At 70.2% G+C, this 19,817-nt stretch carries 21 protein-coding genes; 10 read left to right on the top strand and 11 right to left on the bottom strand.

All coding sequences use genetic code 11. From position 1 onward, the window contains the following. From AB0J39_RS27755 to AB0J39_RS27735, 5 genes are all read right to left on the bottom strand, one after another. Window positions 1-259 (bottom strand): hypothetical protein (locus tag AB0J39_RS27755; RefSeq protein WP_363469647.1); only part of this gene is annotated, 259 nt, incomplete at its 3' end. Between the two features lie 277 nt (window positions 260-536). Further along, a complete protein-coding gene (locus AB0J39_RS27750; RefSeq protein WP_363469646.1) occupies window positions 537-1,832 on the bottom strand; it encodes a hemolysin family protein in 1,296 nt (431 codons plus the stop codon). Beyond that, on the bottom strand, window positions 1,829-2,302 hold the full coding sequence (gene ybeY, locus AB0J39_RS27745; RefSeq protein ID WP_076437834.1) for an rRNA maturation RNase YbeY: 474 nt from the start codon (window positions 2,300-2,302) through the stop codon (window positions 1,829-1,831). The genes AB0J39_RS27750 and ybeY overlap by 4 nt, the downstream gene beginning before the upstream one ends. Before the next feature lie 28 nt (window positions 2,303-2,330). Next, window positions 2,331-3,353 carry a PhoH family protein gene (locus AB0J39_RS27740; RefSeq protein WP_363469644.1) on the bottom strand — a complete coding sequence of 341 codons (1,023 nt, stop codon included), beginning with the start codon at window positions 3,351-3,353 and terminating at the stop codon, window positions 2,331-2,333. Window positions 3,354-3,406: 53 nt separating this feature from the next. Further along, the gene (locus AB0J39_RS27735; protein WP_363469642.1) at window positions 3,407-3,751 is read right to left on the bottom strand and encodes a histidine triad nucleotide-binding protein; all 345 of its coding nucleotides are present in this window, start codon (window positions 3,749-3,751) and stop codon (window positions 3,407-3,409) included. A gap of 243 nt (window positions 3,752-3,994) precedes the next feature. On the opposite strand from AB0J39_RS27735, the gene AB0J39_RS27730 reads away from it, so the two are divergent. Together AB0J39_RS27730 and AB0J39_RS27725 are read left to right on the top strand one after the other, a co-directional pair. Further along, window positions 3,995-4,474 (top strand): SigE family RNA polymerase sigma factor, encoded by a 480-nt coding sequence (locus AB0J39_RS27730; protein WP_169945498.1) that lies wholly within the window; start codon window positions 3,995-3,997, stop codon window positions 4,472-4,474. Next, window positions 4,471-5,139 carry a hypothetical protein gene (locus tag AB0J39_RS27725; protein ID WP_363469641.1) on the top strand — a complete coding sequence of 223 codons (669 nt, stop codon included), beginning with the start codon at window positions 4,471-4,473 and terminating at the stop codon, window positions 5,137-5,139. The genes AB0J39_RS27730 and AB0J39_RS27725 overlap by 4 nt, the downstream gene beginning before the upstream one ends. Before the next feature lie 24 nt (window positions 5,140-5,163). Here AB0J39_RS27725 and AB0J39_RS27720 read toward each other — a convergent pair whose 3' ends face one another. Genes AB0J39_RS27720 through hrcA form a run of 3 tightly spaced genes read right to left on the bottom strand, consistent with a single transcriptional unit; the run spans window position 5,164 to window position 8,048 of the window. Continuing rightward, on the bottom strand, window positions 5,164-5,898 hold the full coding sequence (locus AB0J39_RS27720; RefSeq protein WP_363469639.1) for a 16S rRNA (uracil(1498)-N(3))-methyltransferase: 735 nt from the start codon (window positions 5,896-5,898) through the stop codon (window positions 5,164-5,166). Between the two features lie 2 nt (window positions 5,899-5,900). Beyond that, complete coding sequence (gene dnaJ, locus AB0J39_RS27715) at window positions 5,901-7,034, bottom strand: molecular chaperone DnaJ (RefSeq protein WP_363469637.1); 1,134 nt, start codon at window positions 7,032-7,034, stop codon at window positions 5,901-5,903. After that, the gene (hrcA, locus tag AB0J39_RS27710) at window positions 7,035-8,048 is read right to left on the bottom strand and encodes a heat-inducible transcriptional repressor HrcA (protein WP_363469635.1); all 1,014 of its coding nucleotides are present in this window, start codon (window positions 8,046-8,048) and stop codon (window positions 7,035-7,037) included. A gap of 176 nt (window positions 8,049-8,224) precedes the next feature. On the opposite strand from hrcA, the gene AB0J39_RS27705 reads away from it, so the two are divergent. Together AB0J39_RS27705 and AB0J39_RS27700 are read left to right on the top strand one after the other, a co-directional pair. After that, window positions 8,225-8,887, top strand: coding sequence for a hypothetical protein (locus AB0J39_RS27705; RefSeq protein WP_363469634.1), 663 nt, complete (start codon window positions 8,225-8,227; stop codon window positions 8,885-8,887). Window positions 8,888-8,905: 18 nt separating this feature from the next. Next, window positions 8,906-9,715 carry a DUF3097 domain-containing protein gene (locus tag AB0J39_RS27700; RefSeq protein WP_363469633.1) on the top strand — a complete coding sequence of 270 codons (810 nt, stop codon included), beginning with the start codon at window positions 8,906-8,908 and terminating at the stop codon, window positions 9,713-9,715. Window positions 9,716-9,786: 71 nt separating this feature from the next. Here the strand turns inward: AB0J39_RS27700 and hemW are convergent, their stop codons facing one another. Then, the gene (hemW, locus tag AB0J39_RS27695; RefSeq protein WP_363469632.1) at window positions 9,787-11,007 is read right to left on the bottom strand and encodes a radical SAM family heme chaperone HemW; all 1,221 of its coding nucleotides are present in this window, start codon (window positions 11,005-11,007) and stop codon (window positions 9,787-9,789) included. Between the two features lie 443 nt (window positions 11,008-11,450). On the opposite strand from hemW, the gene AB0J39_RS27690 reads away from it, so the two are divergent. The 4 genes from AB0J39_RS27690 to AB0J39_RS27675 all read left to right on the top strand — a co-directional run bounded on the left by AB0J39_RS27690 (window position 11,451) and on the right by AB0J39_RS27675 (window position 15,264). Next, complete coding sequence (locus AB0J39_RS27690) at window positions 11,451-12,029, top strand: hypothetical protein (protein ID WP_363469630.1); 579 nt, start codon at window positions 11,451-11,453, stop codon at window positions 12,027-12,029. Window positions 12,030-12,214: 185 nt separating this feature from the next. Next, window positions 12,215-13,474, top strand: a complete 1,260-nt coding sequence (locus tag AB0J39_RS27685) for a glycoside hydrolase family 18 protein (RefSeq protein ID WP_363469629.1) — start codon at window positions 12,215-12,217, stop codon at window positions 13,472-13,474. Window positions 13,475-13,570: 96 nt separating this feature from the next. Beyond that, entirely contained in the window at window positions 13,571-13,969 is a 399-nt protein-coding gene (locus AB0J39_RS27680) for a replication initiator (protein ID WP_363469627.1), read from the top strand. A 593-nt stretch (window positions 13,970-14,562) separates the two neighbouring features. Then, on the top strand, window positions 14,563-15,264 hold the full coding sequence (locus tag AB0J39_RS27675; protein WP_363469625.1) for a DUF4097 family beta strand repeat-containing protein: 702 nt from the start codon (window positions 14,563-14,565) through the stop codon (window positions 15,262-15,264). 162 nt (window positions 15,265-15,426) lie between these two features. Here AB0J39_RS27675 and AB0J39_RS27670 read toward each other — a convergent pair whose 3' ends face one another. Both AB0J39_RS27670 and lepA read right to left on the bottom strand, forming a co-directional pair. After that, window positions 15,427-16,074, bottom strand: coding sequence for an MOSC domain-containing protein (locus tag AB0J39_RS27670; RefSeq protein ID WP_363469623.1), 648 nt, complete (start codon window positions 16,072-16,074; stop codon window positions 15,427-15,429). Window positions 16,075-16,141: 67 nt separating this feature from the next. Next, window positions 16,142-17,965: a translation elongation factor 4 gene (gene lepA / locus AB0J39_RS27665; RefSeq protein ID WP_363469622.1), complete on the bottom strand. Its 1,824-nt coding sequence runs from the start codon at window positions 17,963-17,965 to the stop codon at window positions 16,142-16,144. 114 nt (window positions 17,966-18,079) lie between these two features. On the opposite strand from lepA, the gene AB0J39_RS27660 reads away from it, so the two are divergent. Further along, window positions 18,080-19,156, top strand: coding sequence for a hypothetical protein (locus tag AB0J39_RS27660; RefSeq protein ID WP_363469620.1), 1,077 nt, complete (start codon window positions 18,080-18,082; stop codon window positions 19,154-19,156). A 138-nt stretch (window positions 19,157-19,294) separates the two neighbouring features. Then, entirely contained in the window at window positions 19,295-19,567 is a 273-nt protein-coding gene (rpsT, locus tag AB0J39_RS27655; RefSeq protein WP_357038714.1) for a 30S ribosomal protein S20, read from the top strand. Window positions 19,568-19,817 lie beyond the last annotated feature (250 nt).

The following is a 19,817-nucleotide window of genomic DNA, read 5'->3' as shown; positions in this document are numbered from 1 at the left end:
GTGGCAGCCTGCCCGCCGCCGCGTCGAACAGCACGCGGCAGGCGCGGGCGCGGGGACGGAACGGCGGGCGCCAGGACGCCCGGGCGTGGCTGAAGAACGCGTCGGGAAGGCCGTCCATCCTGCCGAGAAGGGTCCGCACACCGCTCGCGTCGCCCGCCTTGACGGAGGCCCGGACGGCGGCGTAGGTGACCTCGCCCGTGCCGCAGCCGCCGGTGGCCAGGACCAGGCAGCCCGCGACGGCCGCGTGGACGATCCGCATACCCGCCTCCCCGCTTTGCCGGAGGTTTCCTTCCCCCGACCGCGTACGGGTAATCACTTGGCGTAATCGAAACGGGGCCCTCACCCTGAGCCGGGTGAGAGCCCCGCGTCGATGTACGGATCCCCCAAGGGAGGTTCCGGTGCGCCGCGAACCCCTCCCGGCGCGCCGGACTCCCCAATGAGGCGCCCCGAACCCCTTCTGAGCGCCTGGGACAACAATGGCCCCGCGCACTTGCAGCACGCTTGAAGGACGCTTGCAGAGGCCGGGCGGAGCGTCGTCACTCGTGGCCGGCGTCGGCCGTCACGACCTCGTCGCCCGTCGCGGGCTCCTCGCGGCGCACGACGACGGTGCTGATCCGGTTGCGGCGTCCCGCCAGGTTCTCGGCCGTCAGGCGCAGGCCCCCGACGACCGCCTCCGAGCCCGCGATCGGCACCCGGCCCAGGGCGTGGGCCAGCAGGCCGCCGACCGTGTCGACGTCCTCGACCTCGATCTCGGTGTCGAACAGCTCGCCGAGCTCGTCGACCGGAAGCCGCGCGGTCACCCGCACCGCCCCGTCGTCCAGCCACTCGACCCGCGGGGCCTCCTGGTCGTACTCGTCGGCGATCTCACCGACGATCTCCTCGATGACGTCCTCGATCGTGACGAGGCCGGCGGTGCCGCCGTACTCGTCGATGACGATGGCGAGGTGGATCTGCCGCGCCTGCATCTCGCGCAGCAGCTCGTCGATCGGCTTGCTCTCCGGCACGTACGTCGCGGGACGCATCAGCTCGTCCACCCGGACGCCGCCGTCGCCGGTGTCCTGGATGCGGCGGACGATGTCCTTGAGATAGGCGATGCCCACCACGTCGTCCTCGTTCTCCCCGGCCACCGGGACCCGGGAGAAGCCGCTGCGCAGGGCGAGCGAGAGCGCCTGGTTGAGCGTCTTGCCGCGCTCGATGAACACCATGTCGGTGCGCGGCACCATCACCTCGCGCACCAGCGTGTCACCCAGCTCGAAGACCGAGTGGATCATCTCCCGCTCGTCGGGCTCGATGACCCTGCGCTGCTCGGCCAGGTCGACGAGGTCGCGCAGTTCGGCCTCGGAGGTGAACGGGCCCTCGCGGAAGCCCTTGCCGGGAGTGAGCGCGTTGCCCAGCAGGATCAGCAGCTCGGGCAGCGGGCCGAAGATCCGGGTCAGCCCGTACACGATGGGCGCGCTCGCCAGCGCGACCGGCTCGGCGTGCTGGCGGCCGAGCGTGCGCGGCATGACCCCGACGATGACGTAGCTCACCAGGATCATGACCACGGCCGCCCCGGCGTACGCCTGTCCGCGGTCGCCCAGCCAGTCGATGAACAGCAGCGTCGTGATGACCGTGGCGATGAGCTCACAGCTCAGGCGTAGCAGGAGCACCAGGTTGAGGTAGCGCGGCGGATCGGCGACGATCGCCTGCAGTCGCACCCCGCCGCGCCGGCCCTCCTTGACGAACTCCTCCGCGCGCACCCGGGAGATGCGGGTCAGCGCCGTCTCCGCGCTCGCCAGCAGGCCGCCGGCCACGATCAGGAAGACGGCGGAAAGCAGCCAGCCGTTGCTCACGGCTTACGCCGCACCTCCCGCCAGGCGCCGAGCAGTTCGTCCTGCAGCCCGAACATCTCGGCGTGCTCCTCGGGCTCGGCGTGGTCGTAGCCGAGCAGGTGCAGGATGCCGTGCGTGCACAGCAGCTCCAGCTCGTCCTGCGCGCTGTGCCCGGCCTCGGCGGCCTGCTTGGCCGCCACCTGCGGGCACAGCACCACGTCTCCGAGCAGCGCCGGGTCGGGGGCGTCGTCCTCGTCCCGGCCGCCGGAGTTGGGCCGCAGTTCGTCCATGGGGAAGGCCAGCACGTCGGTCGGGCCGGGCTCCCCCATCCACTGCTCGTGCAGCTCGGCCATCGCCGCCTCGTCGATCACCAGGATCGACAGCTCGGCCAGCGGGTTGATCCCCATCCGGCCCAGGACGTGACCGGCCAGCTCGACCAGAGCAGACTCGTCGACCTCGACGCCGGACTCGTTGGCCACCTCGATGCTCACGGGGTCTCCTCACCCGTCATGCTCGTGCTCACCGCCGGTTGTTCCGCGGTCGCTTGTTGATCGCGCGCGGCTCGGAGGCCATCGCGGCGTCGTAGCGGCCGTAGGCGTCGACGATGTCGCTCACCAGCTTGTGCCGCACGACGTCGGCGCTGGTCAGCCTGCTGAAATGGATGTCCTCGATGCCCTCGAGGATGTGCTGGACGACCTTCAGGCCGCTGTCCTGACCGCCCGGCAGGTCGATCTGCGTGACGTCGCCGGTGACCACGATCTTCGAGTTGAAGCCGAGCCGGGTCAGGAACATCTTCATCTGCTCGGGCGAGGTGTTCTGCGCCTCGTCCAGGATGATGAAGGCGTCGTTGAGGGTCCGGCCGCGCATGTAGGCGAGCGGCGCGACCTCGATCGTCCCGGCCGACATCAGTCGGGGGATCGAGTCGGGGTCGAGCATGTCGTGCAGCGCGTCGTACAGCGGCCGCAGGTACGGATCGATCTTCTCGTAGAGCGTGCCGGGCAGGAAGCCGAGCCGCTCCCCCGCCTCGACGGCGGGGCGGGTGAGGATGATCCGGTTGACCCGCTTGTTCTGCAGGGCCTTCACGGCCTTCGCCATCGCCAGGTACGTCTTGCCGGTGCCGGCGGGCCCGATGCCGAAGACGATGGTGTGCCTGTCGATCGCGTCGACGTACCGCTTCTGGTTGACCGTCTTCGGACGGATGGTCCGGCCCCGCGTGGACAGGATGTCCAGGGACAGGACCTCGGCCGGACGATCGGTGGCCTGCCGCAGCATGTGGATGCTGCGCTCGACCGCGTCGGGGGACAACTCGGCACCCGAGCCGACCAGCTCCATCAGCTCCTCGAAGAGGCGCACGACGACGCCGCTCTCCTCCGGACTGCCGGTGATGGTGATCTCGTTGCCCCGCACGTGGATATCGGCGCTGAAGGCGCCCTCGATGACCCGCAGCAGCTCGTCACCCGACCCGAGGAGGCTGACCATCGGCTGCCCCTCGGGGATGACTACCTTGGCCTGGGTCTTGCTGATTTGCTGTGACTCGGACATGGGCGGCCCTTGCGGCCCTGATCGCCTCCCTAGTTCCTTCTCACTCTAGCCGCTCAGCCGGGGGGCCAGGTGAGGCTACGGCCGCCGATCACGTGTGCGTGCACGTGGAAGACGGTCTGCCCGGCGCCGGGTCCGGTGTTGAACACGACGCGGTAGCCGGTCTCGGCCACGCCCTCCTGCACGGCGACCGCGTGGCAGGCCTTGAGCAGGTCGTCGGCCAGGCCGTCGTCGGCCGCCGCGAGCGCGGCGGCGTTCTCGTGATGGGCCTTGGGCACGACGAGGACGTGCGTGGGAGCCTGCGGGTTGATGTCGCGGAAGGCCAGCGCCCGACCGGACTCCAGGACGATGTCCGCCGGGACCTCCTTGGCCACGATCTTGCAGAAGAGGCAGTCACTCACGCGCGAAAGCCTAGCCGTTGCGTTAGTTGATGACTGCAAAGATCCCCCCAGCTAATGTGAGTGTGCGAGACTGCACCAGAAAACCCCCCTAGTGTCGGGCGAGGACACCGCTGGGCCATGCCCCCTCATGATTCGGAAGAACGTAAACCCCCCGGGGATGACGAGCGTCCTATCGATGTGACCACCGAGACCCTCGTGGCCGACAGGTCGTTGGGAACGGTGCCCGTCGGGTGGGATGCCGACATGGCCGTGACGGCGCTGTACAGCGCTCACTATCGGTCATTGGTGCGTCTCGCCGTGCTGCTGGTGCGTGACGTGGCCAGCGCGGAAGAGGTCGTTCAAGACGCGTTCGTCGCCATCCACGGCGCCTGGCGCAGGCTGAGGGACACCGACAAGGCACTGGCCTACCTTCGCCAATCGGTCGTGAACCGATCGCGTTCCGTGCTGCGGCACCGCGCGGTCGTCGAGAAGTACGCGCCCAAGGGCCTGCCGGACGCGCCGAGCGCGGAGAACGGCGCGATCGGTGAACTCGAGCGTTCGGCCGTCATCGAGGCGCTGCGCGGCTTACCGACCCGCCAGCGCGAGGCGCTGGTGCTGCGATACTACGGCGACCTTTCGGAGGCCGAGATCGCGCACGCGATGGGCATCAGCAAGGGCGCGGTGAAAAGTCACACGGCCCGCGGCATGGCCGCACTTCGGATGGCACTGGAGCAGTTCTCATGACCTTCCCGCCCGACGACGAGTACGGCGAGTTGCTCCGCCGTGCCCTGCGCGCGGAGGCGGACGCGGTCGTGCCGTCTCCCGATGGACTCGAGATCATCCGCACGCGGATCGACCAGCGCGGTCTGCGCGGCCTGCGGAACTTGCTGTGGTGGCGCGTCGGAGCCGCCGTCGCCGGGGCCGTGCTCGTGGCGGGCGTGGTCGTGGCGGTCGTCCCCGGCCTGCGCGACCAGGTGGCGCAGTCGACGGGAATCGCCCCCGCCGGCGACGAGCGCGAGGACAGGACGGACACCTCGTCGGTGAACCGGCCGCCCAACACGGCGCCCTCGCAGCCGGTCGTGATCGTGCCTGTCACACCGAGCCCGTCGCGTGGGCGGCCGAGCCCGTCCCCGACGCACAAGACGGGCACGACCACCAGGCCGTCGCCCTCGCCGTCCGACCCCTGTGTCACATCCACGACCCAGGCAGGCGTCGTCGAGCCCGACCCGGCCCTGCCGCCGTCGTGCTCGCCGACCCCGGTGACTCAGCCGCCCACGGCCGCGCCCACGGTCTCGGCCCGCCCCTCGACGGCTCCGCCCACGACGTCCGCCCCGTCGTCGTCGGCCCCGAGCCCGATGCCGACGGAGACGGCCACGCTCAACTCGGCGAGCGAGTCGCCCGCTTCCTGACCGGCCCGCCGCCGCGGGCCGCCGTCACCAGCGGCCGCAGCGCGACAGCAGGACGGCCGCCGCCACCACGCCCGCCGTCGAGGTGCGCAGCACCGTGGGCCCCAGCAGGGCCGGTACGGCTCCCGCCTCCCGGAACGCGGCGATCTCCTCCTCGGCGACGCCGCCCTCCGGGCCCACGATCATGACGATGTCGCCCGGCCGCTCCGGCAGCGGCAGGCGGCTCAGCGGCTCGGCGGCCTCCTCGTGCAGCACGACCGCGAGCGCCGCCGCGGAGGCGAGCGAGCGGACCTGCGCGGTCGTGGCCTGCTCGGTCACCTCGGGCAGGTGGAAGCGCCGGGCCTGCTTTGCCGCCTCGCGGGCCGTGGCACGCCAGCGGGCGAGGGACTTGGCGGCCCGGTCGCCCTTCCACTGCGTGACGCAGCGGGTGGCGGCCCAAGGGACGATCACGTCGACCCCGGCCTCGGTCATCATCTCGACCGCGAGCTCGCCCCGGTCGCCCTTCGGCAGACCCTGCACGACCACCAGCCTCGGCCGGGGCGGCGGCACCTCGAACCGGCGCAGCACCTCGGCGGTCAGCGAGTCCTTGCCCGCCGCCGTGACCGTGCACTCGGCCACCCGCCCCGCGCCGTCGGTCAGGTCGATCCGCTCCCCCGGGCGCAGGCGGCGGACGGCGGCGGCGTGCCGGCCCTCCGGCCCGTCCAGGACGATGGTGTCCGCCGTCCGGCCGGCCGCGTCCGACAGGAACACGGGAACACTCATGCTCAGCGGCCGTTGAAGGCGTCCCGCAGGCGGGAGAAGAAGCCCTGCTGACCCGGGGAGAACTTGCCGGGCGGCCGCTCCTCACCGCGCAGCTTCGCCAGCTCGCGCAGCAGTTCCTCCTGCTGCGGGTCGAGCTTGGCCGGCGTCTCGACGTTGACGTGGATCAGCAGGTCGCCCCTGCCGGTCTCGTTGAGCCGCTGGACGCCCTTGCCGTACAGCGGGATGACCTGGCCGCCCTGGGTGCCCGGCCGCACGTCGATGTCCTCGGGGCCGTCGAGGGTCTCGACCGTGATCGAGGTGCCGAGCGCGGCGGCGGTCATCGGGATGTGGACGGTGCAGTGCAGGTCGTCGCCGCGCCGCTCGAAGATCTGGTGCGGCCGCTCGACGATCTCCAGGAACAGGTCGCCGGGAGGCCCGCCGCCGGGACCGACCTCGCCCTCGCCGGCGAGCTGGATGTGCGTGCCGTCCTCGACGCCGGCCGGGATCCTGACCTTGATCGTGCGCCGGGTCCTGACCCGGCCCTCGCCCGAGCACTCCATGCAGGGATGCCGGATGACGCTGCCGAACCCGCCGCACTGGGGGCAGGGGCGTGAGGTCATGACCTGGCCGAGGAACGAGCGGGTCACCTGCGAGACCTCACCGCGTCCGTGGCACATGTCGCAGGTGTCGGGGTGGGTGCCCGCCGCCGCCCCGGAGCCCTGGCAGACGTCGCAGACGACGGCCGTGTCGACCATGATCTCGCGGGTCGTGCCGAACGCCGCCTCCGACAGGTCGAGTTCGACCCGGATCGTGGCGTTGCGGCCCCGGCGGGCACGCGAGCGGGGACCCCGCGCCGCGCCCGCCGAGCCGAAGAAGGCGTCCATGATGTCGCTGAACGGGAAGCCCGCGCCGAAGCCGCCGGCCCCGGCCCCCGCGCCGCCGCCGAACGGGTCGGCGCCCATGTCGTACATACGGCGCTTGCCCGTGTCGGACAGCACCTCGTACGCCTGGTTGATCTCCTTGAACCGCTCCTGGGTCTCCGGATCGGGGTTGACGTCCGGGTGCAGCTCACGGGCCAGGCGGCGGTACGCCTTCTTGATCTCTTCCTGGCTGGCGTCGCGCCGGACGCCAAGGGTCGCGTAGTAGTCGTTGGACACTTATGACCCCGCCAGGATCTGGCCGACGTACCGCGCCACCGCGCGTACCGCACCCATCGTCACCGGATAGTCCATTCGTGTCGGGCCCAGCACTCCGAGCCGGGCCAGTTCCCTGTCGCCCGAACCGTACCCGGCGGCCACGATAGAGGTGCCGCGCAACCCGCTGTAGGGGTTCTCGGATCCGATTCGGACGGTGATGTCGGACAGCCCGCCGGTCTCACCCAGCAGGCGGATGAGGACGACCTGTTCCTCCAGCGCCTCCAGCACGCCGCGCAGGCCGACGCTGAAATCCGCTGCGGCGAGGTTGGCCGTACCGGCGAAGGCGATTTTCTCCTCGTGCCGTTCCACGAGCGTCTCGAGCAGCACGGACAGGATCGTGGCCGCCGCGGGCCTGTCCTCCGGGGGCAGCCGCTCGGGCACCTCGGCCACGGTCTCGGGCACCTGGGACAGCCCGCACCCGTCCAGGCACGCGTTGAGCACGGCGCGCAGGTTGGCGATCCGGTCGTCGGCGATGGCCTCGGGCAGGTCGACCACCCGCTGCTCGACCCGTCCCGTGTTGGTGATCAGCACCAGCATGACCCGCCGTTCGGCGATCGGGACGATCTCCACGTGCCGGACCGACGACCTCGTCAGCGAGGGGTACTGGACCACCGCGACCTGCCGGGTGAGCTGCGCGAGCAGCCGCACCGTGCGCATGACGATCTCGTCGAGGTCCACCGCCCCCGCGAGGAAGGTCTCGATGGCCCTGCGCTCGGCGCCCGACAGCGGCTTGATCTGCGACAGCCGGTCGACGAACAGGCGGTAGCCCTTGTCGGTGGGCACCCTGCCGGCGCTGGTGTGGGGCTGGGTGATGTACCCCTGCTCCTCCAATGCCGCCATGTCGTTGCGGATCGTCGCGGGGGAGACGCCGAGGTTGTGCCTGTCCGCCAGGGCCTTGGACCCCACCGGCTCGTTGGTGGACACGTAGTCCTCGACGATGGCGCGCAGAACGGCGAGCTTGCGGTCGTCGAGCAATGTGTCACCTCCCTGTGCCTGGAAACACCGACTCTGGCACTCTGTGTTCCCGAGTGCCAAGTGTACGGCTACCACCCCACGTGGTGCGATAACGCAGGGGGCACCAAGACGACGCAGGGCACCAGGACAAGTGGGCTGCAAATCGACGGCAAGTCGCATGGTGGACTCTTCATCTCATGTACGAGAATCAGAACCCCGCTCCGGCCGACGTCACCATGCGGGTCCCCCGCCCCGCGACCGCCGTGCCGCCCGGCGCGACCCTGCGGATGCCCAACCCCGTTCCCCCGCCGTACGGCGGCTCCCGGCCGATCCGGCCCCGCCTGCTGTGGGTCTTCCTCTCCTGGGCGCTCTTCCTCGTCCTGCTGGTGGCCGGGGTCGGCGGGTTCGCCGGCGGACTGTTCTCCACGATCGGCGACATCGCGCCCACCACGACCTTCTCCGGCGGGCAGTCGGTGAGCGTCGCGCTCGACCCCGCGGACAAGCCCGCCATCTACGCGGCGGTCGACCAGCCCACCGACGTCAGCTGCCGGCTCGGCGACGGCACCGACCCGCAAGTGCGGCTGACCCGGCCGGCCACCTCCCAGACCGTCGCGCTGAACGGCACCACCTGGGAGCTGCTGTTCGAGGCCGGCGTCCCGCAGGCGGGCACGTACCAGCTCGCCTGCGACGGCGACGGGGTGAGGTTCGGCGTCGGCAAGCAGCTCACCGGGGACATCGGCAAACTGGTGGGCGGTGCGCTCGCGCTGCTCGCGCTCCCCGTCGTCGGCTTCCTGGCCGCGGTGATCGTGACGATCGTCGTGCTGGTGCGCCGTTCCGGGGCCCGCCGTCGCATGGCGTGATTTGCTAGCGTTCCCCGCATGTACGGGCGGGACGTGCTTTCCGGAGACTGGCGGCGGCCACGGCGGGGGCGGATCCCCGAGATCCCGGCCGAGCCCGACCTCGTGGTCGAGGACGCCGAGGGCCGCTTCTGCGGCGCCGTGGTGGCCTGCGACAAGGAGGCGGTGACGCTAGAGGACCGGTTCGGCCGTCGGCGGGTGTTCCCGCTGACCCCCGCCGGGTTCCTCCTCGACGGCGAACCGGTCACCCTGGTGCGCCCCCAGGCGGGCCCGAAGGGGCCGCTGCGGAGCGCCTCGGGGTCGATCGCGGTCGAGGGCCTGCGCGCGCAGGTCGCCAGGGAGAGCCGCATCTACGTCGAGGGCGTCCACGACGCCGCCCTGGTCGAGAAGATCTGGGGACACGACCTGCGGGTGGAGGGCGTCGTCGTCGAATACCTGGAGGGCGTCGACGACCTCCCCGCAATCGTCGAGGAGTTCTCCCCCGAGCCGGGCCGGCGGCTGGGCGTGCTCGTGGACCATCTGGTGCACGGCTCGAAGGAGAGCCGCATCGCCGCCCGGGTGTCCGGGGACGACGTGCTCGTCGTCGGACACCCGTTCGTGGACATCTGGCAGGCGGTCAAGCCGCTGGCGCTCGGCATCCCCGCCTGGCCGGACGTGCCGCGCGGCGTGCCCTGGAAGGAGGGGGTGATCGCGGCCCTCGGCTGGCGGATGGACCCCCAGGAGGCGTGGCGGCACATCCTGGGCCGGGTCACGACCTACGCCGACCTGGAGCCCGAGCTGCTCGGCCGCGTGGAAGAACTGATCGACTTCGTCACGATCCCCTCGTCGTGATCTCGCAGCCCTCCGGACGGACGGCTCCTGTCCGGCGACGGCGTACGTGGTGATCTCGCAGGCGCGGCGCTTCAGGGGACCAGATCGCGGATCACGGCGTCGGCGAGCAGCCTGCCGCGCAGCGTGAGCACGGCCTGGCCCGCCTTGAACGCCTCGACCTCCAGCAGCCCGTCCGCCAGGGCCCGCGCGCACGCCGTACGCGCCTCGGGGGCGATGTCCGCGAGCGGCAGGCCCGAGACGAGGCGCAGCTCCAGCATGACCCGTTCGACGGCCCTGTCCTCCGCCGAAAGCACCTCGCGGGCGTGCGCGGGCGAGGTCCCCGCCGCCAGGCGTGCGGCGTACGCCGCGGGGTGCTTGACGTTCCACCAGCGGGTGCCGCCGACGTGGCTGTGCGCGCCCGGCCCGGCCCCCCACCAGTCCCCGCCGGTCCAGTAGAGCAGGTTGTGCCGGCAGCGGGCCTCGTCGCCCGCCGCCCAGTTGGAGACCTCGTACCAGCTCAGGCCTGCGGCCGTCAGCATCTCCTCGGCGATCAGGTAGCGGTCGGCCGCCACGTCGTCGTCCGGCATCGGCAGCTCGCCGCGCCGGATGCGGGCGGCGAGCCGGGTGCCGTCCTCGACGATCAGGGAGTACGCCGAGACGTGGTCGGGCCCGGCGGCCAGCGCGGCCTCCAGCGAGGCCCGCCAGTCGTCGTCGCTCTCCCCCGGCGTGCCGTAGATGAGGTCGAGGTTGACGTGCTCGAACCCGGCCTCGCGGGCCTCCCGTACGGCCTCGGCGGGGCGGCCGGGGGTGTGCCGCCGGTCGAGGACGGCGAGGACGTGCTCGCCCGCGCTCTGCATGCCGAAGCTCACCCGGGTGAACCCGCCCGCCCGCAGCTCCTTCAGGTAGGTCTGGTCCACGGACTCGGGGTTGGCCTCGGTCGTCACCTCGGCGCCGGGCCGCAGGCCGAACTCCGCACCGATCGCGTCGAGGATCCGTACGAGATCGGCGGCGGGCAGCAGCGTCGGCGTGCCGCCGCCGAAGAACACGGTCTCCACGGCCGGTGCGGCGTCCCCCAGCACGCGCCGGGCCAGCCGTATCTCCTCGACCGCGGTGGCGGCGTAGTCGCGCTGCGCGGCGCCGGGGCCCAGCTCCGCCGCCGTGTAGGTGTTGAAGTCGCAGTAGCCGCAGCGTGTCGCGCAGAACGGCACGTGCACGTAGAAGCCGAACGGACGGGAGCCGAGCCCGTCCAGGGCCCCGGACGGCAGCTCGCCGCTCTGGGGGACGGGATCGCCGTCGGGAAGCACAGAAGGCACGCTCTCCAGTCTGCCGCCACTCACGCCCTGCCCTCGACGCCCCCGATCACCGGAGCTCGGACTGGGCCCCATCGGGGAATTGCCGCCCTATTCGCCTTTGCCGCACTCGCCCAAATATCACGTCATTTGTCGTGACCGATCAGTCTAACGCGCGCCTGCCCGGCCGCCGCGTAACGCCATGACAAATCACCGCCTCAAAGACACCAGCCACCGTGCACGCCCGATAGCGGAACACCCGGCTATTCCCGGAGCACCCGGGGAAGCGTTTCGATCTTTCCCGGGAAAAAATCCAGGCTGCGCCAGCGGCTTTTATCGGCCGCCAGGGAGGGGATCAACCGGCCCGAGCGCGCCGATCTCTGATTCCGGTCTCATCGACGGCCGGAGCCGCAGTGCGGGCACCGATCGCGACGGCGGCTTCAGGGCGCGGGTTATCGGGGGTAATCATGTGTGACAGCGACCGGGCGAACGGCGAGGCGAGCGAGCTGACGCGACGCCGGTTCATCCAGTTCTCCGGCCTGGCGGGAACCGGCGTACTCGCGGGTGCGGGCGTTCTCGCCGGTGCCCGGCACGCACTGGCCGCGCCTTCGTCGGGCCTCGCCAAAGGGCCTGATCCCAAGGAATGCGGCAAGACCACCGACCGACTCTCTCTGGCGGCGCAGCCAGAAATGTCACAGCAACAACACCTGCCTGCAGAACCATGCCGACCATGTGGTGATGGGCGGCGCCAAGAGCAAGAAGAAGTACGTCAACTACATTCTCGTCCCCACCGAGCGGATCAGCGGTATCGCGTGTTCCTGGATCTGCGGCAGCAGCGCGCCGAATCACTGGAGGGCCGCGGACTTCTATGCCACCCAGCCTCCGCCAAGGCTCAGGCGATCATGCAGTACCAAACGCTGATCGTGATACCTCGGCCCGCCGGCGGCTACTACATCGTCAACAGCGAGAAGGGCGTGAGGGACCCGAACAACCCCAAACTGGTGGGAGCCGATACCTGCGACCCGCTGCTTCTCATGCACCCTTGAGCCGGCCCGCTCGCCCGGCAGCGCCCGGACGAGTGCGGATGACGCCGTCGCGGCGCGGTCGCGCCGCGCGGCTCCCGGTCCGCCGTCCCTGGGCGCTGCCATTGACGCCCTGATCACCGGGGTCTACGATCGCGACAATTTACAGGAAACTTTCCTATAAAAAGCGCTCGGAGGCCGGCGTGCACATGAGAAGGACCCTCGCAGTGGCGGTCGCCGCCACCCTGGCGGCCGGACTCGCGCCGTCAGCGGCCCAGGCCACCACCGGCGGCGAGGACCGCTACAAGCGGGTGGCCTACTTCATCCAATGGGGCATCTATGGGCGGAACTTCCACGTGAAGGATGTGGACGCCAGTGGTGCGGCCGGGAAGCTGACCCACCTCAACTACGCCTTCGGGTTCGTCGGCCCGGAGGGCACCTGCTACTCGGCCGACCCCTGGGCCGACTGGCAGCGTCCCGTGCCCGCCGAGCAGAGCGTCGACGGTGTCGCCGACACCGACGACCAGCCGCTCAAGGGCAACCTCGGCCAGCTCAAGAAGCTCAAGGCCCGCCACCCCGGCCTGAAGGTCCTCATCTCCCTCGGCGGCTGGACCGGCTCGAAGTACTTCTCCGACGCCGTCCTCACCCCCGAATCCCGCGCCACGCTCGCCGCCTCCTGCGTCGGACTGTGGCTCAAGGGCGACCTGCCCGGCCTGCCCCCCGGCACCGCCGCCGGCGTCTTCGACGGCATCGACCTCGACTGGGAGTGGCCCGGCTCGGCCGGCAACGACGGCAACGTCATCCGCCCCGAGGACAAGCAGAACTTCACCCTGTTCCTGGCCGAACTGCGCCGACAGATGAAGGCGCACGACCGGCGGGCCGAACTGACCGCATTCCTCCCCGCCGCCGCCGCCAAGATCGACGCCGGCTTCGAGGTCCGCAAGGTGTTCGACCAGCTCGACTTCGCGACCGTTCAGGGCTACGACCTGCACGGAACCTGGGAGAACCGCACCGGCCACCAGGCCAACCTGCTCACCGACCGCCGCGACCCCAACGAGGTGAAGTTCAGCGTCGACCAGACCGTACGCGACTACACCGGACGCGGCGCCCCCGCACGGAAGATCGTCATCGGCGTCCCCGCCTACGGCCAGGGCTGGACCGGCGTGACCTCCCGCGGCAACGGCCTGTACGCCACCGCCACCGGCCCCGCCCCCGGCACCTGGGCCGCCGGCAACGAGGACTACAAGAACCTCGTCAACAAGCCCGGCAAGCGCTACCGCGACCTGCTCACCGGCACCCTGTGGCTCTACGACGGCAACGAGTTCTGGTCCTACGACGACCCCGCCGTCATGCTGGAGAAGGCCGCCTACATCCGGCTCAAGGGCCTCGGCGGCTCCATGCTCTGGTCCATCGACCAGGACGACGCCAAGGCCTCCCTCACCACCGCCCTCTACTCCGTCCTGCGCTGACACCCCGCCCCGGGAGGGGACCGGTACTTCCCCTCCCTGGGCGCCGCAAAGGGCTCTTTCGATGGCAGGGCGTACGAGAGGACTGGACTAGAAGCATTGGGTCAACGAGCTCCAGCGCCGCGTGCTGCGCCAGCACCTGCCGAGCGCGCGGGCGATCGGCGCATCCCGGTGTCCGCCTGCTCGGCTGCCGTGCCTCCCCGGCGGAATAACCCGGTGTGCGAGCACTCCAGGCCGGAAGGCTGCGGGGGGCGACATGCCGACGATAACTGCCAAGTCGGGCAGACGATCTGCGTTGACTGCTGCGACTACCGGGGCGCGGTCCTGTGGAACGCCCAGGCGGGCGAGCTGTGGCGGCGCTTCACCCAGGCACTACCGGCGACCTTCGCCCGGTACCTGGGCATCTCGCGGGCCGAACTATCAGGCGCGGGGCCTGGTCCACTTGCACGGCGTGATCCGCCTCGACGGACCGGACGGTCCGTCCGCCGGACTGGGTAATTGTGCCCGTGCCTCAAGAGGCGGTTCGGGACCTCTGGGTTAGAGGCTGGCCCCACCTGGGCGATCAGTCCCGGTTCGTCGCGGCACTCAGAGAGTGAGCGCGACCGCGCTACACCTTCCTCGCCCCGATAGCTGCCAGCATCGGTGAGCCAATAACGTACACCGCAACCCGCCATCCAAGCCCCACGAACGGCATCAACGGCCACCAAGGCCTCGAACAATCAGGCAGCAGGGGCGCGGAAGGAGGTTTGCTAGGGGACGAGCAGGTTGATAGCTACACCGATGGGGATTGATAGACGAAGACCACCAAGAAGGCGACTATGCGACCCGTCGCGCGGAGAAATCTAGGTCGCTCGTCACCCTGAAAGGCAACCATAGAATCATTGGAGCACGGCGAACGTCGGCAGCCAAGAGGTTGATCGAGTCGCACTGCAACGGGTCTTGCAAAGGCCTCCCTCACTACCGCCCTCTACTCCATCCTGCGCTGACCGGCGTGCGGCAGGGGTCCGACGGGCGGGCCCCCTGCCGTGGTCGGGAGCCCCTCACGCGAAATACGGGGGTATGCCTTACCGCGGCAGCCCCATCGAAACGACATGATCTTCATCATGAGGACGACGATGATGGCGGGCGGCCTCCTGGCCGCCGCGGCGTTGCTGGCCGGATGCGGGTTGCAGGACATCACACGGGCAGCCAACCACGCGACCCTCGATTACGAGGTGAAGGAGAAGGTGGCCAGGCTGGTCGTGGTGGGCGGCGCGGGTGACATCGTGGTCAGCGAAGCGTCCGGCGACGTCGTCACGGTGAAGGAGACTCTCCGCTGGTCCTCGGGTAAGCCCATCACAGAGCACAAGGTGGATGGCGATGCCCTTGTGATGACGTACGACTGTCCGCAGGCCATGGACAACTGCTCGGTGGACTACGACGTCTACGTGCCCAAGGGCATGCGGGCAGAGGTGGAAACCGGTTCCGGCGACATCCACCTCAAAGCTTTGAGTAATCCGATCAAGGCCAGGGTGGGATCCGGAGACCTGGAGGGAGCCGGGTTGACGGGCACGCTTCTCAAGGTCGAGGCCGGCTCGGGTGACACCACGGTGAAGTACGCAGCCGCTCCCGGCAGCATCGACGTCGTCACCGGCTCGGGAGACGCGAAGATCACGCTTCCCGGCGGGCCCTACGACGTGGACGCCACGGCGGACTCGGGAGACGTGACGGTATCGGTGACCACCGATCGGAACTCGCCGCACAAAATTGTGGCGCGCGCCGATTCCGGCAACGTCAGTTTTCTGCCCGCATAGCACCCACTGAGCCGAACGACGGGATGTCCCGCTCGGCCCGCCAGCCGCCGGCGGGCGCGTCGAGGCGGAGGGACGTCGTAGCACCGCCCACCCGGGGAGCCGGACAGGAGGCCACGGTAGATCACTCCACGGCCGGGACCGAGGGCCGCGGGCACTTCGTGATCAGGACGCGACGACGCCGGTGCGGTTGCCGAGGACACGCTCGGCGGCCTGGTCCCATCTCTCGCTGCGGCCGGGGACGGCGAGGACCCGCCGCATCAGGTCCCTGTCGCCGTGGTAGGCCCGGAACGCCTCGGCGATCGTCACGCCGTCCGAGGGCCGGTCGAGCACCTCGATCTCGTCGCCCGCGCCGAGCTCGCCCCGCTCGACCACCCGGAGGTACGCGCCGGGGCGGCCGGCCTCGGTGAAGCGCTTCACCCAGCCGCGCTCGCCCAGCCAGTTGCGGAACACCACGCACGGAATGCGGGGGTAGGTGACCTGCAGGACGGCCGTGCCGACCCGCCACCGCTCGCCGAGGAGCGCGCCGCTCACGTCGGCCCCGGACGTCGTCAGGTTCTCCCCGAACCGGCCGTCACGCAGGTCCCGGCCCATGCGGGGCTCCCACCAGTCGTAGTCCTCCCGCGCGTAGGCGTACACCGCCTGGTCGGGGTGACCGTGGTGGGCCACGTCGGCGCGCTCGTCGCCCTCCAAGCCGTTGTCGCGTACGGCGACGCGGCCCTCGGCCCTCCGCTTGTCGATGGCGGTGCGCCGGAGTTCTCCGGCCCACTCGGCGTCGACGGCCCTGCCCACGTTCACAGAGAGGATGTGCATGACCAAACGTTAACGGATGGTCATGTTTCCCCGCGATCCTATTAAGTTGTGGTCAATTCGGACAGAGTTACTTCTTGTTCTTGTCCGGCGCCTCGGAGGAGAGGGCGGCGACGAAGGCCTCCTGCGGGACCTCCACCCGGCCGACCATCTTCATCCGCTTCTTGCCTTCCTTCTGCTTCTCCAGCAGCTTGCGCTTACGGCTGATGTCACCGCCGTAGCACTTGGCGAGGACGTCCTTGCGGATGGCGCGGATGTTCTCACGAGCGATGACACGGGCGCCGATCGCGGCCTGGATGGGCACCTCGAACTGCTGCCTCGGGATGAGCTCCTTGAGCTTCTTGGCCATCTCCACCCCGTAGGCGTACGCCTTGTCGCGGTGGACGATCGCGCTGAACGCGTCCACGGTCTCGCCCTGCAGCAGGATGTCCACCTTGACCAGGTCGGCCTCCTGCTCCCCGGACGGCTCGTAGTCGAGCGAGGCGTACCCGCGGGTCTTGGACTTGAGCTGGTCGAAGAAGTCGAAGATGATCTCGCCGAGCGGGAGCGTGTAGCGGATCTCGACCCGGTCCTCCGAGAGGTAGTCCATGCCCTGGAGCTGCCCGCGGCGGCCCTGGCACAGCTCCATGATCGCGCCGATGAACTCGGACGGAGCGAGCACCGTGGCCTTCACCACCGGCTCGAAGATCTGACCGATCTTGCCGGCCGGGAACTCCGAGGGGTTGGTGACGACGTGCTCGTTGCCGTCCTCCATGATCACCCGGTAGATGACGTTGGGCGAGGTCGAGATCAGCGACAGGTTGAACTCGCGCTCCAGCCGCTCACGGACGATCTCCATGTGCAGCAGGCCGAGGAAGCCGCAGCGGAAGCCGAAACCGAGGGCCGCGGAGGTCTCCGGCTCGTACACGAGCGCGGCGTCGTTCAGCCGCAGCTTGTCGAGGGCCTCGCGCAGCTCGGGGTAGTCGTCGCCGTCGATCGGATAGAGCCCCGAGTAGACCATCGGCTTCGGATGCTCGTAGCCGCCCAGCGCCTCCGCGGCCGGCTTGAGGGCGTTGGTGACCGTGTCGCCGACCCGCGACTGGCGCACGTCCTTCACGCCGGTGATCAGATAGCCCACCTCGCCGACGCCGAGGCCTCGGTCGGACGGCATGGGCTCCGGCGAGATGACGCCGATCTCCAGCAGTTCGTGCTGCGCGACCGTCGACATCATCAGCACGCGCTCGCGCTTGGACAGGTGCCCGTCCACGACCCTGACGTACGTCACGACGCCCCGGTAGGTGTCGTACACGGAGTCGAAGATCAGCGCCCGGGCGGGGACGTCGGCGTTGCCGACGGGCGCCGGGATGTGCTCCACCACATGGTCGAGCAGCTCCTTGACGCCGACGCCGGTCTTGCCGGACACGCGCATCACGTCGCCGGGGTCGCAGCCGATCAGGCCCGCGATCTCCTCGGCGTACTTGTCCGGCTGCGCGGCGGGCAGGTCGATCTTGTTGAGCACCGGGATGATGTGGAGGTCGGCGTTCATGGCCAGGTAGAGGTTGGCCAGCGTCTGCGCCTCGATGCCCTGGGCGGCGTCCACGAGCAGGATCGCGCCCTCGCACGCCTCGAGCGACCGGGACACCTCATAGGTGAAGTCCACGTGGCCCGGCGTGTCGATCATGTTGAGGACGTGGCCGTTCCAGGGAAGCCGCACGGCCTGCGACTTGATGGTGATGCCGCGTTCCCGCTCGATGTCCATGCGGTCGAGATACTGCGCACGCATCGACCTGTCGTCCACCACGCCGGTGATCTGCAGCATGCGGTCGGCGAGGGTCGACTTGCCATGGTCGATGTGCGCGATGATGCAGAAGTTGCGGATCAACGCGGGGTCGGTATGGCCAGGCTGAGTGCGCACCGGGGTCCGTTTCGACAAGTTGGGTGACTGCTGGTCGATCGGGCCGCCCTCGTCTCGCACGGCGAGCCCTCCCGAGGCTGGCGGACCAGCCACCCTCCATGGTGGCATGTCCGGATGCTTGCCTTGACCACCAGACGAGTTCTGCGAATAACCGCCGTCGTCGTGGCCGTTCCGCTCGTGCTCGGGCTGGCCGGCGCCGCCGCGCTGCGCCTTCAGTTCGCCGGAACGCCCGCCGGCTGGGCCAGGACGACCGGCCACGACGCGCTGTGGATGGGCCACGCGTGGGTGGACGGCCGCCGCACCGAGGCCGACGTGCGGGCCCTCGCCGTACGGCTGCGCGCGAGCGGGATCAGGGATGTGTACGTCCACAGCGGGCCGTTCGACTACGACGGGACCTTGCCCCCCGATCGCTACTCCAATGCCAGAAATTTCCTGAAATGGTGGCGGACGAATGTGCCCGGAGTCCGGGTGTCGGCCTGGCTCGGCCAGACGGTCAACGACAACGGCAAGCCCCACCTGAGCCTGGCCGACACGGCGACCCGGGCCCGGGTCGTGGCGGGCGCCCGGGACCTGGTCGGCGTCGGGTTCGACGGGATCCACTACGACTTCGAACCGGTCGTCGACGGGGACGGGCCGTTCCTCAGCGTGCTGCGGGAGACGCGGGCGGCCATCGGCGCCCGGCCGCTGTCGGTCGCCACGCAGCAGATCGAGCCGCTGCCCGGACTGCGCGCCCCCACCGCCCTGGTCATCGGCCACGACAAGTACTGGACGCCGGACTACTTCCGCCAGGTGGTGGGCCTCACCGACCAAGTGGCGATCATGACGTACGACTCCTGGACACCGCTGAACTCCCTCTACGGCGGCTACGTCGCACGGCAGACCGCGCTCGCCCTCGACCTGGTGCCCGAGGACAAGACCCTGCTCATCGGGGCTCCGGCGTACCACGACCACGGCGTCTGGTACGGCGACTGGGCCGAGAGCGTCCAGGCCGCGGCCGACGGCGCGCGGCTCGCGCTCAGCGAGCACGGTCCGCGCACCGAGTTCGGCCTTGCCCTGTACGTCGACTTCGCGGCCACGGAGCAGGACTGGAAGGAGTACGAGAGCGCCTGGGTGCGCGGCGGCCCCGGTGGGTCGGTGGAGTCGGCGGGCGGGCGGGCCGATGTGCGGACCGCGGCGGCCGCGCCGCGATAGCATGAGCGGGGGCGGTCCTGTCGTCGTGAATTTGAGCGGCGGCCCGGACTGTTGGTATCCTGTCCAACTGCGTGTGGCGCGCCCTCTCACGAGCCCGCGCGCCCCATCCGACCAAGACTTAACACTGAGGCTTTCTTCGTGGCGAACATCAAGTCCCAGATCAAGCGCAACCGGCAGAACGAGAAGCGCCGGCTGCGTAACAAGGCCGTCAAGTCGTCCCTGAAGACCGCGGTCCGCAAGTTCCGCGAGGCCGCCGACCAGGGCAACGTCGACGACGCCCTCGTCGCGCTCAAGGCCGCGTCCCGGCAGCTCGACAAGGCCGTCAGCAAGGGCGTCATTCACAAGAACCAGGCCGCCAACCGGAAGTCGGCGATCGCCAAGCGCGCCGCCACCCTGCAGGCCGCCAAGTAACTCACGCGTGGCGCACGCCGCATCTCCTCTCACGGGAGATGCGGCGTTTTCGCGTGTCCGCCGTCGTCATGGCCGCGTCACCGGTCAGACCGGCACCGGCGTGGCCTTCTCCGTCGTACGCCGCCTGACCTCGGGCAGGGCGAGCACCGCCAGGTTGACCGCGGCCACCAGAGCCGCCGACACGAGCAGCGGAACCGCGGCTCCCGCCCAGGCGGCGAGCGGCGCGGCGGCGGCGAGCCCGACCGGCCGC

Origin of the sequence: Microbispora sp. NPDC049633, from assembly GCF_040675265.1 — a bacterium.
GTDB lineage: Bacteria > Actinomycetota > Actinomycetes > Streptosporangiales > Streptosporangiaceae > Microbispora > Microbispora maris.
The sequence above is the reverse complement of the archived record's forward strand: the minus strand, read 5'-3'. Positions and strand labels throughout refer to the sequence as shown.

What these genes read in the sequence shown, in the direction of transcription:
- AB0J39_RS27740 (WP_363469644.1), bottom strand. Translation starts at nt 3,353, where the DNA reads ATGTCCGAGTCACAGCAAATCAGCAAGACCCAGGCCAAGGTAGTCATC.
- AB0J39_RS27730 (WP_169945498.1), top strand. Translation starts at nt 3,995, where the DNA reads ATGGCCGTGACGGCGCTGTACAGCGCTCACTATCGGTCATTGGTGCGT.
- AB0J39_RS27660 (WP_363469620.1), top strand. Translation starts at nt 18,080, where the DNA reads ATGCTTGCCTTGACCACCAGACGAGTTCTGCGAATAACCGCCGTCGTC.
- AB0J39_RS27725 (WP_363469641.1), top strand. Translation starts at nt 4,471, where the DNA reads ATGACCTTCCCGCCCGACGACGAGTACGGCGAGTTGCTCCGCCGTGCC.
- AB0J39_RS27685 (WP_363469629.1), top strand. Translation starts at nt 12,215, where the DNA reads ATGAGAAGGACCCTCGCAGTGGCGGTCGCCGCCACCCTGGCGGCCGGA.
- AB0J39_RS27675 (WP_363469625.1), top strand. Translation starts at nt 14,563, where the DNA reads ATGATCTTCATCATGAGGACGACGATGATGGCGGGCGGCCTCCTGGCC.
- AB0J39_RS27700 (WP_363469633.1), top strand. Translation starts at nt 8,906, where the DNA reads ATGTACGGGCGGGACGTGCTTTCCGGAGACTGGCGGCGGCCACGGCGG.
- AB0J39_RS27690 (WP_363469630.1), top strand. Translation starts at nt 11,451, where the DNA reads ATGTGTGACAGCGACCGGGCGAACGGCGAGGCGAGCGAGCTGACGCGA.
- AB0J39_RS27720 (WP_363469639.1), bottom strand. Translation starts at nt 5,898, where the DNA reads ATGAGTGTTCCCGTGTTCCTGTCGGACGCGGCCGGCCGGACGGCGGAC.
- AB0J39_RS27705 (WP_363469634.1), top strand. Translation starts at nt 8,225, where the DNA reads ATGTACGAGAATCAGAACCCCGCTCCGGCCGACGTCACCATGCGGGTC.
- AB0J39_RS27670 (WP_363469623.1), bottom strand. Translation starts at nt 16,074, where the DNA reads ATGCACATCCTCTCTGTGAACGTGGGCAGGGCCGTCGACGCCGAGTGG.